Consider the following 15057-nt stretch of genomic DNA (forward strand, 5'->3'; position numbering starts at 1 on the left):
GGCATCCCCAACCACCGCCCGCAGAAGGCCGTTAGGCCGGTCCGCCGCCGCTTCAGTCGCCACGGTGACGGCGCTGGCCGCCGCCGCGACCGTCCTGACCGGCGCTCCCGTCCAGGCGGCCCCCACCGCCTCCACCACGCTGGTCGTCAACGCGGCCCAGACCCTGCGCTCCGTCACCCATGTCGCCACCGGCAGCCTCTACGGCCTCGCCGACGCGAACACCCCCGCCGACAGTCTCGTCCAGCCGCTGAAGCCGAACACCTTCGTCCAGATGGCCCCCGGTGGAAAGCAGTTGCCCAACGGCGAGCCCACACCAGCCGGGGACTCCCTGGCCGTCGCCGCCAAGGCGGCCAGGGCGGGTGCCAAGGTGGTCGTCAGGATGCCCGACTGGTATCCGAACTTCCCGTACAAGTGGGTGAGCTGGAGCGACTGGCTGACCGCCGTCGACACCCAGGTGGCCTCCGTCAAGGCGTCCGGTGCCGGCAACATCAGCGCGTACGAGCTGTGGAACGAGCCCGACTGGACCTGGGACACCGCCAATGCCGGTGCCTTCGACGCCGGTTGGTCCCGGACGTACAAGGAGGTGCGGGCCAAGGGCGGCACCACACCCATCCAGGGGCCGAGTTACTCGGCCTGGAACCAGAGCTGGATGAGCACGTTCCTCACCGACGCCAAGGCGTCGGGCACCGTGCCGGACGTCGTCGCCTGGCACGAACTCCAGGGCAGCCAGGACATCGCCGCCCATGTCTCCGCCTACCGCGCGCTGGAGAGCAGCCTCGGCATCAGTCCACGGCCCGTCTCCATCGAGGAGTACGGCACCCCGACCGAGGTCGGTGTGCCCGGGGCACTGGTCGGCTACGTCGCCAAGTTCGAGCGCGCCGGCGTCCGGGACGCGGAGCTCGCCTTCTGGAACCACTACGGCACGCTCGGCGACACCCTGACCGACACCGGGGGATCGCCCAACGGCTCGTACTGGCTGTACAAGTGGTACGGCGACATGTCCGGGACGATGCTCACCACCACGCCCCCGGCGCAGACCGGGATCGACGGTGCCGCCTCGCTCACCGGCGACGGCAGGCAGATCAGTGTCGTCTTCGGCGGCGGCACCGGAGCCACGGCCGTGACCGTCAACGGGCTCGGCTCCCTGTCCGCGTTCGGCGGCACGGTCCACGTGAAGCTGGAGTACACGCCTTCCAAGGGCCGTACGACGGCCGTCTCGGCCCCCTTCACGGTCTCCGAAACCGACTACACCGTGAACAACGGCTCGATCACCGTGCCCGTCGCCATGAACGCCTCCGACGGCTACCACCTGGTCGTCACGCCCAGCGGCACCTCCACCTCGCTGGCAGGCCGCTACCAGATCACCAACAAGAACAGCGGGCTCGCCCTGGACACCCTGAACGCCGGTACGGCCCAGGGCACGGCCGTCGTCCAGGCGGCGTCGACCACCGGGACCGACCAGAACTGGACGCTGGTGGCGGCGGGTTCGGGGCTCTATCGGATCGTCAACCAGGCGAGCGGGCTGCTGCTCGGCATCACCAACGCGAGTACCGGCGACGGCGGCACGGCCCTGATCTGGGGTGACAACGGCACCGCCGACCACCTCTGGCAGCTCGTCCCGGCCGACGGCGGCTACTACAAGATCGCGAACTACAACAGCGGTCTGCTGCTCGGCGTCGACGGCATGAGCACCGCCTCCGGTGCCCGGGTCCTCCAGTGGAGCGACAACGGCACCGCCGACCACCTGTGGAAACTCACCGCACGCTGACCCGCCCCGCCCCGGCGCCCGGGACGCACGGCCCGGGCGCCGGGGCTCACAGCACCTTGCGCTGCACGAGCGCCGAGAGCACCAGCGCGCCCGGTAGCAGCGGCACCCACACGGTCAGGACGCGGTAGCCGATGACGGTCGCCGCGGCCAGGTCCAGCGGTGCGCCGAACGCGGTCATGGCCAGCACCAGCGCCGCGTCCACGGGCCCGATGCCGCCCGGCGCGGGTACGGCCCCCGCCGCGGTGCCCGCCGCCAGGAACGCGAACACCACCTGGGCCCAGGACAGCGGCAGCCCCAGCGAGGCGCCGACCGCGGCGATCACGCACCCCTGGAGCACCGGTGTGGCGGCCGAGCCGCCCCACAGGGCCAGCACCCGGCCGGGCCGGGTGTGCAGCACGCGCGCGTCGGACGACGCGGTCCGTACGAGGGCGAGGACCGGCCGGCGCAGCGGACGCACCAGGATCACCAGCAGCGCGGCCGCCGCCGGACCGGCCACCAGGCAGGCCGTGATCAGCAGCAGCGTCCCGTCGTCCGGGACCAGCGCGCCGAGCTCCAGCATGTCCGGGAAGGCCAGCACGAACACGAGCAGGACCGGGATCTTCGCGATCGGCCTGGCCAGCGAGTACAGGGCGATGGAGGCGGTCGCGCGGGCGAGGGGGATGCCCTGGCTCCGGTAGAAGCGCAGGGTGACGGCGTGCGCGCCGACACTGGCCGGGAGTACGTGGTTGGCGGCTCCGGCGGCGAACTGGGAGGCGATCAGCAGCCCCGCCGGCAGCCGGTCCGGGATGGAGCCCTGCCGTACGACGGCGGCGGCCACCCAGCCCAGGCAGGTGAGGAGGACGGCGAGCAGCAGCCACCAGGGGTCGGCCGAGGCCAGCCGGGCGGTACCCCCGCGCACGGAGGGCCAGTCGACCGCCGCCCACACCCCGATCAGCAGGACCGGGAGCAGGACCACCGCCCGGTGCACCAGCCCGGCGGCCGCCGGGGAGCGGACGGGGGAGGCGGCAGGCGCGGGCGGGGAGAGCGCGGTGGTGGACGGGGTGCAGGAGGGAGCGACGGGGACGGGAGCGGGGGCGGGGAGCGGCCCCCGGGAGTCGTCGAGCGGCAGGAGGGACACGACGGCAACGTCCCCGTCCGGTGTGACGCGAGGGTGTCCGGCAACCGACGGAGCGTGGGCGAGCGGGCGTCGCGGCCGCGCCGGCACCCAGACCGGCCGGCCCGGACCCCCGGACCCCCGGAACACGCCCTGGGGTCAGCCGCTGCCGGGCGTGAGGGGGAGGGCGACCGTGAACACCGTGGTGTCGGGCTCGTCGCCCAGCTCGATGGTGCCGCCGTGCGCGCGCACCAGCGATCCGGCGACCGACAGGCCGAGGCCGCTGCCGCCGCGGTCCCGGCTGCGGGCCTTGTCCACCCGGTAGAAGCGGTCGAAAACCCGGTCGCGGTCGGCGACCGGTATCCCGGGGCCGGTGTCGGTGATCCGTACGACCGCCCGGTCGGCGGTGACGTGCAGGACGAGGGACACCGGAGTGCCGTCCGGGGTGTGCACGGCGGCGTTGGTGAGCAGGTTGTCCAGCACCTGCCGGACCCGCTGCGGGTCCAGTCGCAGCCGTACCGGCGCCGGCCCGGCCGTCACGGTCAGCGGATGTTCCGGGTGGCTCGCGCGGAACGCGTCGGCCGCCTCCCCGACCAGCTCCACCAGGTCGGCGTCCCGCATCCGCAGCGGCGTCTCCACCTCCTCGGCGTCCAGCCGCGCGAGCAGCAACAGGTCGTCCAGCAGGAAACCCATGCGGGCGGCCTCGGCCCGCAGCCGGGCCAGGTGCCGGTCCCGTTCCTCGGGGGCGTTGGCGGCCGCGTACTGGAAGAGGTCCGCGTAGCCCCGTACCGACATCAGCGGGGTGCGCAGCTCGTGCGAGGCGTCCGCGACGAAGCGGCGCAGCCGCTGCTCGGCCCGCGCGCGCACCGCGAGGGAGGCGTCGATGTGCTCCAGCATCGTGTTGAACGCGACGCGCAGCTCCTCCACCTCCGGGCCGCCGCCCGGGGCGTCCGCGCGCAGCGGCAGCCGGGCCGCCGACCCGGTCAGGTTGTGCGAGGCGATGCCGTGCGCGGTGTGCGCCATCTCGCTCAGCGGCCGCAGTCCGCGCCGCAGCAGCGCCCGCCCGGCCACCACCAGCGTGAGCAGCGCGAGGGCGAACGCCACGACCTGCACGGTGATCAGCTGTCGCACGGTGGCGTCGATCCCGGCCGTGGGCGCGGCCGTCACCAGGACCACCCCCGGCTGCACCGCGCAGGCCCGCAGCCGGTAGGTGCCCGCCCCGTCGATCCGCACGGTGCGCTGGAGCTCGTGCGCGGTGTTCGCCCTGAGCTCGGCCAGGGCCGTCAGCGCGCGGCTGTCGGACGGCACCTCGGCCGGGGTGCGCAGCACCGCCGAGGTCCCCGTCACGTCGTACACCGCCGTGTACCAGCCGTAGTACGGCTGGCGGGTCACCGTGCCGTGCGCGGCGGCGTCCTTGGACTGCACGACCTGCACCAGCTTGAGCTGCGCGGTGAGCTGGTGGTCCAGGTACTCGCGCATGTACATGGTCAGCGCGGTGCCGACGACGGCGAACACCCCCAGCGACAGCGCGCCCAGACCGAGCGCCAGCCGGGTGCCCAGGCGCAGCCTGCGATAGGTGTGCCGGAACCGTCCGAGCGCCGTGCTCACTGCGTCGCCTGCCGGACCACGTACCCGAACCCGCGCACGGTGTGGATCAGCGGATCGCCCGTGGCGTCCAGCTTGCGGCGCAGCCGGCTGACCACCAGCTCCACGACGTTGGAGCGGCCGCCGAAGCCGTACTCCCACACGTGGTCGAGGATCTGCGCCTTGGTCATGACGGTCGGCGACTTGCGCATCAGATAGCGCAGCACCTCGTACTCGGTCGGCGTGAGGGTCAGCAGCAGGCCGTCGCGCCGCACCTCACGGGTGTCCTCGTCCATCGTCAGGTCCGCCACCCGCAGCACCGACCGCCGGAACCCGGGCCCGGTGCTGCGCCGCAGCACGGTGCGCAGCCGGGCCATCAGCTCCTCCACCGCGAACGGCTTGACCAGGTAGTCGTCGCCGCCCCGGGTCAGCCCAGCCACCCGGTCGGCGACCGTGTCGCGGGCGGTGAGGAACACCACAGGCACCATGGTCCCCGAGCCGCGCAGCCGGTCCAGGACACCGAAGCCGTCCACGTCGGGCAGCATCAGGTCGAGCACCACGATGTCCGGATGGAACTCGGCGGCCCGGCTCAGCGCCTCCTCGCCCGAGTGCGCGGTGACCGCCTCCCAGCCCTCGTAACGGGCGACCGTCGCCACCAGGTCGGCGATCGGCGGGTCGTCGTCCACGACGAGAAGTCGTACCTTTTCCACCCGCTCATAGTGCTTCACTCGGTCCCGGCCGCCGGGGCGGGGGCACCGGCGAGACCACTTCGATAACCACTTGAAAGATGAACGACAGCAAAATGACAGCTCCGCGCGGACAAGCTCGGACACCCCGGCCCCGATCAAGGAGCTCCCGCCCGTGACGACCGTCCAATCGCCTCCCGCGCCCCCCACGGGCCTGCGCCCCAGGGTGGTGGCGCGCACCGGCCTGTACGCGGTGCTGGCCGCGAACGCGGCCGTGGTCGCCTGGTTCTTCACCCAGGCGGGCTTCGCCTCGAACGCCCTGATCGTGCTGGGCCGGCTGGCCGGCCTGTACGGCGCGCTGCTGATGGCGTTCCAGCTGCTGCTGGTGGCCCGCCTGCCCTGGCTCGACCGCCGGATCGGCATGGACCGGCTGACCTCCTGGCACCGCTGGACCGGCTTCGGCATCCTGTGGACCCTGCTCGCGCACGTCGTGTTCATCGCCTTCGGCTACGCCGACTCCTCCGGCATGGACCCGGTGAGCCAGGTGGTCGACCTCGCCGAGACCGCCGAGGGCGTGCTGCGGGCCGTCGTCGCCCTCGCGATCGTCCTCGTCGTGGGCGCCGCCTCGGCCCGGTACGCCCGGCGCCGGCTGGCGTACGAGACCTGGCACTTCATCCACCTGTACACCTACGTGGCCGTCGTCCTGGCCTTCACCCACCAGGTCGCGGTCGGTACGACGTTCACCGCGTCCGCCGCCGCGAAGACCTACTGGTACACGGTGTGGGGCCTGGCCCTCGGCTCGGTCGCCGTCGGCCGGGCCGTGCTGCCGCTGTGGCGCAACCAGCGGCACCGGCTCCGGGTGTCGGCCGTCGTCCTCGAGTCGGACACGGTCGTCTCCATCCACATCACCGGACGCGACCTGGACCGGCTGCCCGCCCGGGCCGGCCAGTTCTTCCTGTGGCGGTTCCTCACCAAGGACCGCTGGTGGCAGGCCAACCCGTTCTCCCTGTCGGCCGCCCCGGACGGCCGTTCGCTGCGCCTCACCGCCAAGACGGCGGGCGACGGCACCGCCGCGCTGCGGCACCTGAAGGTCGGCACGCGCGTCTTCGCCGAGGGCCCCTACGGCGCCTTCACCGCCCTGCACCGCACCCGGCCCGAGTCCGTGCTCATCGCGGGCGGTGTCGGCGTCACCCCGATCAGGGCGCTCCTGGAGGAACTGCACGGTCACGCCGTCGTCGTCTACCGCGTCGCCACCGACCGGGACGCGGTCCTGTACGACGAGCTGCGCGAGCTGGCCCGGGTCAAGGGCGCCGAACTGCACCTGGTGACCGGTCCGGTCAGCCCCGACAGGCTCGCCCCTGCCGAACTGGCCCGGCTGGTGCCGGACATCGCCGACCGGGACGTCTTCCTGTGCGGACCGCCGCCCATGATGAACGCGGTGCTCGCCTCCCTGCGGGCGCTGGACGTGCCCGGACCGCAGATCCACTTCGAGCGGTTCAGCCTGGCGGGATGACGAGGGCCGGGGAAACGGGAAGAGGGAAAGGAAAGAGGGAAAGACCGTGAAACGAGCGATACCTGTTCTGGTCCTGAGCGTCGCGGGCCTCGTCCCGGTGTGGCGCTACGAACCGTCCGGCGGGACGTCGTCGTCGGCCGAGGCCGCGGCGCCCGCGGCGGCGCCGGGCTCCTCCTCGGCGTCCTCGGGCGGCTCGGGGAAGGCCGTCGCGGGTTCGACGGTGCACACCGACAAGGGTGACGTGCAGGTGGAGGTGACGTTCGAGGGCGACCGGATCGCCTCCGTGCGGATGCTCCGGCAGCCGGACCACCCGCAGACGGCGGCCGCCGTGCCCAAGCTGATCGCGGAGACGCTCCAGGCGCAGAGCGCGGACGTCGACACGGTGTCCGGCGCCACGATCACGAGCGACGGCTACCGGGAGTCGCTCCAGGCCGCCCTCGACGCCGAGGGCGCCTGACGTGCGGCGCGTCGAACACGTCATGGGGTTCCCGGTCTCGCTGCGGATCGACGATCCGTACGTCCCCGACGGCGTCACGGACGCGCTGTTCGGCCGGCTGCGCGAGGTCGACGAGCGGTTCAGCCCCTTCAGGGCGGACAGCGAGGTCTCCCGGCTCGACCGGGGCGAGCTGTCCGCCGACGAGGTGAGCCCCGACCTCGCCGAGGTGCTCGGCCTGTGCGAGGAGTACCGGGTGGCGACCCGGGGCGCGTTCGACGTGCGGCTGCCCGGCCGGGGCCTCGACCCCTGCGCGGTGGTGAAGGGCTGGTCGGTGCAGCGGGCGGCCGGGCTGCTCCGGGACGCGGGACTCGGCCGGTTCTGCCTGAACGCCGGGGGAGACGTGGTGACGGCCGGCGGGCCGTGGCGGGTCGGCGTACGGCACCCCGAGATCGCCGACCGGCTCTGCGCCGTCCTGGAGGTCACCGACGGCGCGGTGGCCACGTCCGCCCGCTACGAGCGCGGCGACCACATCCTCGACGGCCGTACGGGCCTTCCGGCGACCGCTCTGCTCAGCGTGACCGTCGTGGCCCCGACGCTGACGGAGGCGGACGCGGTGGCCACCGCCGCCTTCGCGATGGGCGAGGAGGGCGTCGAGTGGGCCGCCGCGCGGGCGGGTTGCGAGGTGTACGCGGTGGACGCCCGGCGACGGGTCCTGCGCACCCCGGGACTTCCGGTGGCCGCGGCCCCACAGGACGCAGGCGACGGGAGTGGCGCAGGCCGAAGTGGCTCAAGTCCGAGCGTCGCAGGCCGGAATGCCGTAACAAACCCGGACTAGACTCTTCCCGCATCGGCCAGGCAACGACGACCCGCGGCCGAAGTAAGGGCAATTCCTGCCAAACCCGAAGGGTATTCGGCGTTTTGATACGGATAGATTCAGTCACCAAGCGGTACCCGGACGGCACGGTCGCGGTCGACCGGCTCTCGTTGGACATCCCGGACGGCTCGATCACCGTCCTCGTCGGTCCCTCGGGCTGCGGCAAGACCACCACCCTGCGCATGATCAACCGGATGGTCGAGCCGAGCGAGGGCACCATCCTCCTCGACGGGGTCGACATCCGGCAGCAGCCGGTCAACACCCTGCGCCGCTCCATGGGTTACGTCATCCAGAACGCCGGTCTCTTCCAGCACCGCACGATCGTCGACAACATCGCCACCGTGCCGCGGCTGCTCGGCTGGGGCAGGGACCGGGCCCGTGCCCGGGCCCGCGAGCTGATGGAACGGGTCGGACTCGACGCCTCGCTCGCCAAGCGCTACCCCTACCAGCTCTCCGGCGGCCAGCAGCAGCGCGTCGGGGTGGCCCGGGCGCTCGCCGCCGATCCGCCGGTGCTGCTGATGGACGAGCCGTTCTCCGCCGTCGACCCCATCGTGCGCAAGGGACTCCAGGACGAACTCCTGCGGGTCCAGGCGGAACTGGGCAAGACCATCGTCTTCGTGACACACGACATCGACGAGGCGGTCAAGCTCGGCACGATGGTCGCCGTGCTGCGCACCGGCGGTCACCTCGCCCAGTACGCCCCGCCCGCGAAGCTGCTCTCCGACCCCGCCGACGCGTTCGTCGAGGACTTCCTCGGCTCCGACCGGGGCATCCGGCGGCTGTCCTTCTTCCCGTCCGGCGGACTGGAGTTGCAGACGGCTCCGGTCGTCGCCCTGGACACCGACGCCGGGACGATCGCCGCGCGCGGCTCGGCCTCCGGCGCCCCCTTCCTCCTCGTCACGGACCTGGACGGCAGACCCCTCGGCTGGGGCGACCCGAAGGACCTCGCGGCGGGGGAGATCGAACCGGGCCGACTGCTGCCCCACGGGCGGCCGTTCGTGCACGGGAAGGACTCGCTGCGGGCCGCCCTCGACGGAGCCGTGCTGTCGCCCACCGGATGGGCGGTCGGCGTGGACGGCACCGGACGGGTCGTGGGAGTGGTGTCGCAGCAGGCCGTCGGCGAGGCGATCCGCAGCGCGCACGCCCTGGACCGCGGCGCCGGCGCGCCCGCCCCGGACCGCGGCGCCGAAGACGCGCGGGCCGTCCGGTGAGCGGCTTCTTCGACATCCCCAGCGACCTCCAGCACACCTATGCGGGCCTGATCGGCCTGCATCTGCGCGAGGCGCTCGTGCCGGTCCTGGTCGGGCTGGTCGTCTCGCTGCCCGTCGCCCAGCTCTGCGTCCGCCTCCGCTGGCTGTACGCACCCGTTCTGGGCGTGACCACCGTGCTGTACGCGGTCCCCTCGCTGGCCTTCTTCGTCGTCCTGATCGACTACACCGGCCAGAGCGAGACCACGGTGATGATCCCGCTCGCCGTGTACAGCATGGTGGTGCTCGTGCCGGCGATCGTCGAGGGCGTGCGGTCGGTGCCGCCGGAGACCCTGGCCGCCGCCACCGCCATGGGCTTCGGACCCGTACGCCGTTACGTCCAGGTGCAGTTGCCCATCGCCGTGCCCGCGATCATCGCGGGCCTGCGGGTGGCCACCGTCTCCAGCATCAGCCTGGTCAGCGTCGGCATGCTGATCGGCAACCAGGGCGCGCTGGGCAACCTGCTGCACGACGCCCAGATCTACAACCGCCCGGAGCTCGCGGTGAACTCCGTGGCGACGACGGCCGTGCTGGCGATCCTGGCCGACGCGGCACTGGTGGCCGTACGGCTGCTGCTGACCCCCTGGATGCCGAAGGAGAGCACGGCCCGGTGAACCTGCTCCAGTTCGTCCACGCCTTCTTCGGCGACGGCTCCCACTGGCACGGCTACGACGGCATCCCCACCCGGGTCCTCGAACACGTCCGGTACTCCCTGGAGGCGCTCGCCCTCGCCGCCGCGATCGGACTGCCGGTCGGCCTGGTCACCGGGCACTACGGCCGGGGCGGCAACGCCCTCGCCCTGCTCGCCACCGCGGGCCGGGCCCTGCCCACCTTCGGCCTGCTGGTGCTGGTGGTCACCTGGCTCGGCTTCGGCCTGGGGCCCGTGATGATCCCGCTGGTGGTCCTCGCCGTCCCGCCGATCCTGGTCACCACCTACGAGGCGGTCCGCTCCGTCGACCCCGCCCCGGTGGACGCGGCCCGGGGCATGGGCATGCCCGAGCCGCGGATCCTGTTCCAGGTGGAACTGCCGGTCGCCCTCACCCTGATCCTCGGCGGTCTGCGTTCGGCGGCCGTCCAGATCGTCTCGACGGCCACCATCGCCGCGTACGTCGGTCTCGGCGGGCTCGGCCGGTACATCATCGACGGCCTCTACCAGCGCAACTACGAGAAGGTCGTCGGCGGCGCCACCCTGGTGGCCGCGCTGGCCCTGGTCACCCTCGCGGCGTTCTGGGCGGTGGCCAGGCTCACCGTGTCGCCGGGAGTCCGGCGCGGCACCTGACGGGCGCCGGGCCCAGCGTGGGCCCGGCGCGTCCCACGCCGGGCCGGACAGGTTCTACGCGGCGTCCTCGGTGCGGGCCAGCGCGAGTTCCAGCACGACGAGGAGCGCGTCCCGCACCGAGCCCCGTTCACGGGCGTCGAACACCGACAACGGGGTGCCGTCGGCGATGTCGAGGGCCCAGCGGACCTCGTCCAGCGAGTGCTCCACCTTCCCGTCGAAGGCGTTGACCGCCACCGCGAAGGGGATGCCCTTGTGCTCGAAGTAGTCCACGGCCGCGTAGCAGTCGTCCAGACGGCGGGTGTCGACGATGACCAGCGCGCCGACCGCGCCCTCGACGATGTCGTCCCACATGAACCCGAACCGCTCCTGCCCGGGGGTGCCGAACAGGTACAGCTTCAGGGTGGGGTCGATGGTGATGCAGCCGAAGTCCATCGCGACCGTGGTCGTGGTCTTCCGCGGGGTGTGGCTGAGGTCGTCCACCCCGGCCGCGACCTCGGTGATGGCGGCCTCGGTGGTCAGCGGCTCGATCTCGGAGATCGAGCCGACGGCGGTGGTCTTGCCCACGCCGAAGCCGCCCGCGATCACCATCTTCACCGGCAGCGGCGGCCGTACGGTGCGCTGCGCGGCCGCGCCCCGGGTGAGCGGTTCAGTCGGTGTCACGGAGTATTCCTCGGGAGTCGGGGATGGCCCGCAGGCCTTCGATAACCCTGCGCAGGACGGACGCGCCGTGGGTGAGGCCCGCGTCCGGCACCTGCACGCTCAGCTGCCCGGCGCGGCGCAGGTCCTCGGCGAGAACCCGCACCACGTTCAGGTGCAGCCGCAGCCTGGCCGCGATCTCCGCGATGGACTGCGGCTGCCGGCAGGCGGCGACGATGTCGCGCCGCTCGAAGGAGAGCCGGTCGAGCCCGTCCAGTCCGGCGACCGTGGCCACCAGCTGCGTCTCGACGGGCATCGTCCGTCCGGGCTCGGCCTCTCCCGAGCCCGCCACCCGGCCGGCGGTGACCAGGAACGGCCGCACGGCGGAGGCGGGTCCGACCGGAACCGGGTCCGGAACCGGGTCCGGACCCGGATCGGCGACCGGAGCCGGCTCCGGGGCCGCGACGGGGTCAGGCTCCGCGACCGGTTCCGGCTCCGGAGGTGGTGCGGCGCCGTCCGCCATGGGCAGCTCTCTTTTCTCTCGCGACCGGCGGCGGCCGGTCAGCGCCGGGACGCCGCGCCGACGCTGTTCTTGAGTTCGAGCACGAGCTGGGGGCTGAGCGCGGCGCCCGCCCGGTTGGCGAACACCGTCATCTCGTAGGCGATGTTGCCCAGCTTGGCCTCCTTGTCGGTGACCACGCCGAGCACCGCGCCGCTGCCGATCGCGGAGACCAGCACATGGCCGCCCTCGAGATCGATGATGACCTTGTTCAGGCCGCCCAGACCGTAGTTGCCCGAGGCGCCCGCGGCCAGGCTGGTGATGCCGGAGACGATCGCCGCGAGACGCTCGGAGTCGGCGTGCTCGCGCAGTTCGGACACGGCGATGAGCAGCCCGTCGGAGGACACCGCGATCGCGTCGACCACACCTGCGGTCTCTGTGGCGAAACGATTGAGCAGCCAGGTGAAGTCGGCTGCGGCGGCCTGCAGATCGGTCGGCGCGGACTCGCCCGACGGGGTGTCACCTGTCGACGTACTCACTGCTCGGCTCCTTCCGGGAGGTGGTTCGGGTCGTGCGGGTGGAGAGTGGTCGGGACCGGCTCGGCCGGCAGACGATGAGAGGCGGTGTCCTGGTGGGCGCGTTCCACGCCCGCCTCGAACTCCTCCAGCGCGGAGCGGACGGCGTCGGCGTCGTCCGGCACGGCGGTCTGCCGCGCGGACTGCTGTCCGGCGTCCACGGTGGTACGCAGGGTGGCGCCGCGCACCCGGCGACGCAGCGGCCGGGCCCCGCCGGTGCCGTCGGCATCGCGAGCCGGGGCCCCGGCCTCGGCGCGGGGGGCGGGAACGAGCGGAGCCGGCCGGTCCGCGGCGCCCGTCCCCGGAGCGTCCGCCGGGTCCTGCCCGGACCGTGGGACGCGGCGGGGGAGGGCACCGGGGTGCTCGTCGGCCGGTCGTCCCGCCGACGGTACGGCGGAGGGCGACGGCCTGGGCCCGGAGGCGGCGGCCGAAGCCGCGGGGGTGGCGGCCGAAGCCGCGGGGGTGGCGGCCGAAGCCGCGGGGGCGTCGGCGTGGGCCGTACCGGAGACGGAGACGGAGACGGCGTGGGCCGTACCGGCCGGGCCGCCGGAGGCCACCGCGCTCATCGTCAGCAGCAGCGACGACGGGATCGTCACCTCGGCCGTCACACCGCCGCCCCGGGTGCGGGACAGGTCGACCCCGACCTCCCAGCGACGGGCCAGCGTGCCCACCACGAAGAGGCCGAGCACCTTCGTCGGTACCAGGTCCAGCCGCTCGCGACGGATCAGGCGGCCGTTCTCCTCGGCGAGCCGTTCGGCGCTCATGCCCAGACCGTGGTCGGCGACCGTGATCGTCGCGCCGGTGTCGCCGGAGCGCACGGTCACCTCCACCGGACTGCCCGCGGGCGAGAACGACACGGCGTTCTCGAGGAGTTCGGCGACCATCAGGGTCAGGTCGCCGACCAGGTCCGGCTCCACCATGACCGTGGTCCCGGCGTGCACCTCGACCCGGTGGAAGTCCTCGATCTGGCCGAGCGCGGCCCGTACGACGTTGGCGAGGGCGGTGGGTCCGGAGGCCAGCACGGTCTCGCGGATGCCGGCCAGCAGCATCAGGCTGTCCGCGTTGCGGCGCAGCCGGACCGCGATGTGGTCGATGGAGTAGAGGTGCTCGAGGAGCGCCGGGTCGGTCTCGCCGCGCTCGACGGAGTCGATCAGCGCGAGCTGCCGGGTGGTGAGGTTGCTGACCCGGCGGCCCATGTTGCCGAACATCTCGGCCACGTTGCGGCGGCTGAGCACCTGACGTTCCAGCAGCGCGACCGCGGTGGTCTGCACCCGGTTGAAGACCTCGGCCAGCTCGCCGATCTCGTCGTGGGCGGTGACGGGCATCGCACGCAGCAGCGGCGGGTCCTCGGCCTCGGCGTCGTCGTCCGCCACGCGGGCGAGTTCCCGGCCGGCCGCGTCGGCGACCTCCTGCGCGGCCCCGGTGAGCGCCTGCACCGGGCGGATGACGGAGCGGCGGACCGCGGCGGAGAAGGCGATCCAGGCGGCGAACCCGATCAGCGCCAGGCTCAGCAGCAGACCGGCGCGCCACTGGGCGTCGGTGGAGGCGTCGTCGGCCCGGTCGGCGATCTGGTCGATCAGCGAGGTGGTGATCTTCAGCCGCTCCTGGGCCTGCTGCAGGTAGCCCGGGTAGGAGTCGATCGAGTCCTTCAGCGCCGCGCGGATCTGCGCGGTGGTCTCGGCCTGGAGCGCGCTGGGGTCGATCTGGAGTTCGGCGTAGTGCCGGATGATGGCGGCCTGCGCGGGCGTGTGCTCGATGCCGGCGAGCTCGTCGGCCTGTTCCTCGGAGGCGAACTGCGCGAACCGTTCGGCCTGGTAGGTGTACAGCTCGTAGGAGCCGACCGCCCCCGTGAACTCGATGAGCGCGTTGGTGTCACCGGTGCGCGCCGAGAGCACCCCGGTCTCGAAGGCGCCGTGCGCCGCGTCGGCGCGCAGCAGCGAGTCGAGCAGGGTGCCGGTGAAGGTGGCGGCCAGGTCGGCGTCGCGGTCCAGGCCGAGGCCGTTGATGAGGCCCTCGGCGGCGCCCGCGTACGCCGGGTCGATGTTGTCGGCGGGCAGATAGCCCTGCTCGATGGTGTTCCGCAGGTTCTCCAGACCCTCGACCTCGCGCAGGGCCTGTGCCTCGGCGGCCGGCAGCCGGTCGCCGAAGGTGTCGCGCACCTTCTCGATCTGGGTGTCCACGGCCAGCTGCGCCATGCGGTAGGCCTCGGACGAGGGCGTGCCGCCGTCGTAGGCCGCCTGGTGCCGTACGGACAGCAGGATGGCCTGCTGGTGCTCGGCCTGCACCCGGCCGACGAGTTGCGCGACCTGCGTGCTGTCGCGGACCAGCTGGGCCGCCGACGCGGCGCCGGAGGACTCCCGCAGCTGCTCGCTGATGAGGTAGCCGAGCAGGACGGCGACCACGGTGAGCGGAACGCCGACGAGAATGTTGAGTTTGCGCCTGAAGGGCCACCGGTCGGCGAAGTCCCGAACGTTCCCGCGTCCGGGCGGGGCCGGTGGTGCCGACCGTGGGGATCCCCCCTGCTCGGACGGAGCCGAGAGCCTGGGGGAGGGCGCGTCCACCTGATTCGTGGACACCGGGCCTCCTTCACGGGTGCTGCGCGATGCGTGGTGTGTCGCGTGACCGGTTTCGATCGTCTCAAAAGGGGTGTCGTGCCTCGCGAGCTGCCTGGAGACTACCTGTTCATTGATCGATCAAGGACCTCGCTCTACGTCAAGATCCGGTTACAACCCGTCTGTCGCGGCCCATGTCCGGCTCGTTCATGCTCGTTCACGCCGCGTTTACAACGGGACGCGTATCGAAGCAAATCGGTGACCGGAATCCCCTTGACTGATCACGAACAGGCTGGATTGGATCAGGAGAGCTCT

Annotated in this window: 14 protein-coding genes; 7 read left to right on the forward strand and 7 right to left on the reverse strand. The window is 72.8% G+C overall.

Annotated features, from left to right (window positions below; genetic code table 11):
- Window positions 1-64: 64 nt before the first annotated feature.
- Window positions 65-1768 carry an RICIN domain-containing protein gene (locus ACWC24_RS08790; RefSeq protein WP_450662107.1) on the forward strand — a complete coding sequence of 568 codons (1704 nt, stop codon included), beginning with the start codon at window positions 65-67 and terminating at the stop codon, window positions 1766-1768.
- 46 nt (window positions 1769-1814) lie between these two features.
- Here the strand turns inward: ACWC24_RS08790 and ACWC24_RS08795 are convergent, their stop codons facing one another.
- The 3 genes from ACWC24_RS08795 to ACWC24_RS08805 form a co-directional block, all read right to left on the reverse strand.
- Window positions 1815-2885: a lysylphosphatidylglycerol synthase transmembrane domain-containing protein gene (locus tag ACWC24_RS08795; protein ID WP_450662108.1), complete on the reverse strand. Its 1071-nt coding sequence runs from the start codon at window positions 2883-2885 to the stop codon at window positions 1815-1817.
- A 135-nt stretch (window positions 2886-3020) separates the two neighbouring features.
- On the reverse strand, window positions 3021-4469 hold the full coding sequence (locus ACWC24_RS08800) for a sensor histidine kinase (protein WP_450662109.1): 1449 nt from the start codon (window positions 4467-4469) through the stop codon (window positions 3021-3023).
- On the reverse strand, window positions 4466-5155 hold the full coding sequence (locus tag ACWC24_RS08805; protein ID WP_450662110.1) for a response regulator transcription factor: 690 nt from the start codon (window positions 5153-5155) through the stop codon (window positions 4466-4468). The genes ACWC24_RS08800 and ACWC24_RS08805 overlap by 4 nt, the downstream gene beginning before the upstream one ends.
- A 151-nt stretch (window positions 5156-5306) precedes the next feature.
- Between ACWC24_RS08805 and ACWC24_RS08810 the strand changes: the two genes are divergently transcribed.
- The 6 genes from ACWC24_RS08810 to ACWC24_RS08835 all read left to right on the forward strand — a co-directional run bounded on the left by ACWC24_RS08810 (window position 5307) and on the right by ACWC24_RS08835 (window position 10480).
- Window positions 5307-6644: a ferredoxin reductase family protein gene (locus tag ACWC24_RS08810; protein ID WP_450662111.1), complete on the forward strand. Its 1338-nt coding sequence runs from the start codon at window positions 5307-5309 to the stop codon at window positions 6642-6644.
- Window positions 6645-6690: 46 nt separating this feature from the next.
- Window positions 6691-7101 (forward strand): FMN-binding protein, encoded by a 411-nt coding sequence (locus ACWC24_RS08815; RefSeq protein ID WP_450662112.1) that lies wholly within the window; start codon window positions 6691-6693, stop codon window positions 7099-7101.
- Between the two features lies 1 nt (window position 7102).
- Window positions 7103-7915 (forward strand): FAD:protein FMN transferase, encoded by an 813-nt coding sequence (locus ACWC24_RS08820; RefSeq protein WP_450662113.1) that lies wholly within the window; start codon window positions 7103-7105, stop codon window positions 7913-7915.
- Between the two features lie 83 nt (window positions 7916-7998).
- Window positions 7999-9165, forward strand: coding sequence for an ABC transporter ATP-binding protein (locus ACWC24_RS08825; protein ID WP_450662114.1), 1167 nt, complete (start codon window positions 7999-8001; stop codon window positions 9163-9165).
- The gene (locus tag ACWC24_RS08830) at window positions 9162-9815 is read left to right on the forward strand and encodes an ABC transporter permease (protein ID WP_450662115.1); all 654 of its coding nucleotides are present in this window, start codon (window positions 9162-9164) and stop codon (window positions 9813-9815) included. Before ACWC24_RS08825 ends, ACWC24_RS08830 begins: the two co-directional genes overlap by 4 nt.
- Window positions 9812-10480, forward strand: a complete 669-nt coding sequence (locus ACWC24_RS08835; protein ID WP_450662116.1) for an ABC transporter permease — start codon at window positions 9812-9814, stop codon at window positions 10478-10480. Before ACWC24_RS08830 ends, ACWC24_RS08835 begins: the two co-directional genes overlap by 4 nt.
- Before the next feature lie 54 nt (window positions 10481-10534).
- Here the strand turns inward: ACWC24_RS08835 and ACWC24_RS08840 are convergent, their stop codons facing one another.
- From ACWC24_RS08840 to ACWC24_RS08855, 4 genes are read right to left on the reverse strand one after another with little or no spacing between them, the layout of a single operon-like run.
- Window positions 10535-11140 (reverse strand): GTP-binding protein, encoded by a 606-nt coding sequence (locus ACWC24_RS08840; RefSeq protein ID WP_450662117.1) that lies wholly within the window; start codon window positions 11138-11140, stop codon window positions 10535-10537.
- Complete coding sequence (locus tag ACWC24_RS08845) at window positions 11127-11639, reverse strand: DUF742 domain-containing protein (RefSeq protein WP_450662118.1); 513 nt, start codon at window positions 11637-11639, stop codon at window positions 11127-11129. Before ACWC24_RS08845 ends, ACWC24_RS08840 begins: the two co-directional genes overlap by 14 nt.
- Before the next feature lie 38 nt (window positions 11640-11677).
- Window positions 11678-12154: a roadblock/LC7 domain-containing protein gene (locus ACWC24_RS08850; RefSeq protein WP_450662119.1), complete on the reverse strand. Its 477-nt coding sequence runs from the start codon at window positions 12152-12154 to the stop codon at window positions 11678-11680.
- Window positions 12151-14766 (reverse strand): ATP-binding protein, encoded by a 2616-nt coding sequence (locus ACWC24_RS08855; protein ID WP_450662120.1) that lies wholly within the window; start codon window positions 14764-14766, stop codon window positions 12151-12153. The genes ACWC24_RS08850 and ACWC24_RS08855 overlap by 4 nt, the downstream gene beginning before the upstream one ends.
- Between the last annotated feature and the right edge of the window lie 291 nt (window positions 14767-15057).

This window comes from Streptomyces sp. NPDC001443, from assembly GCF_053597355.1.

What these genes read in the sequence shown, in the direction of transcription:
- ACWC24_RS08845 (WP_450662118.1), bottom strand. Translation starts at nt 11,639, where the DNA reads ATGGCGGACGGCGCCGCACCACCTCCGGAGCCGGAACCGGTCGCGGAG.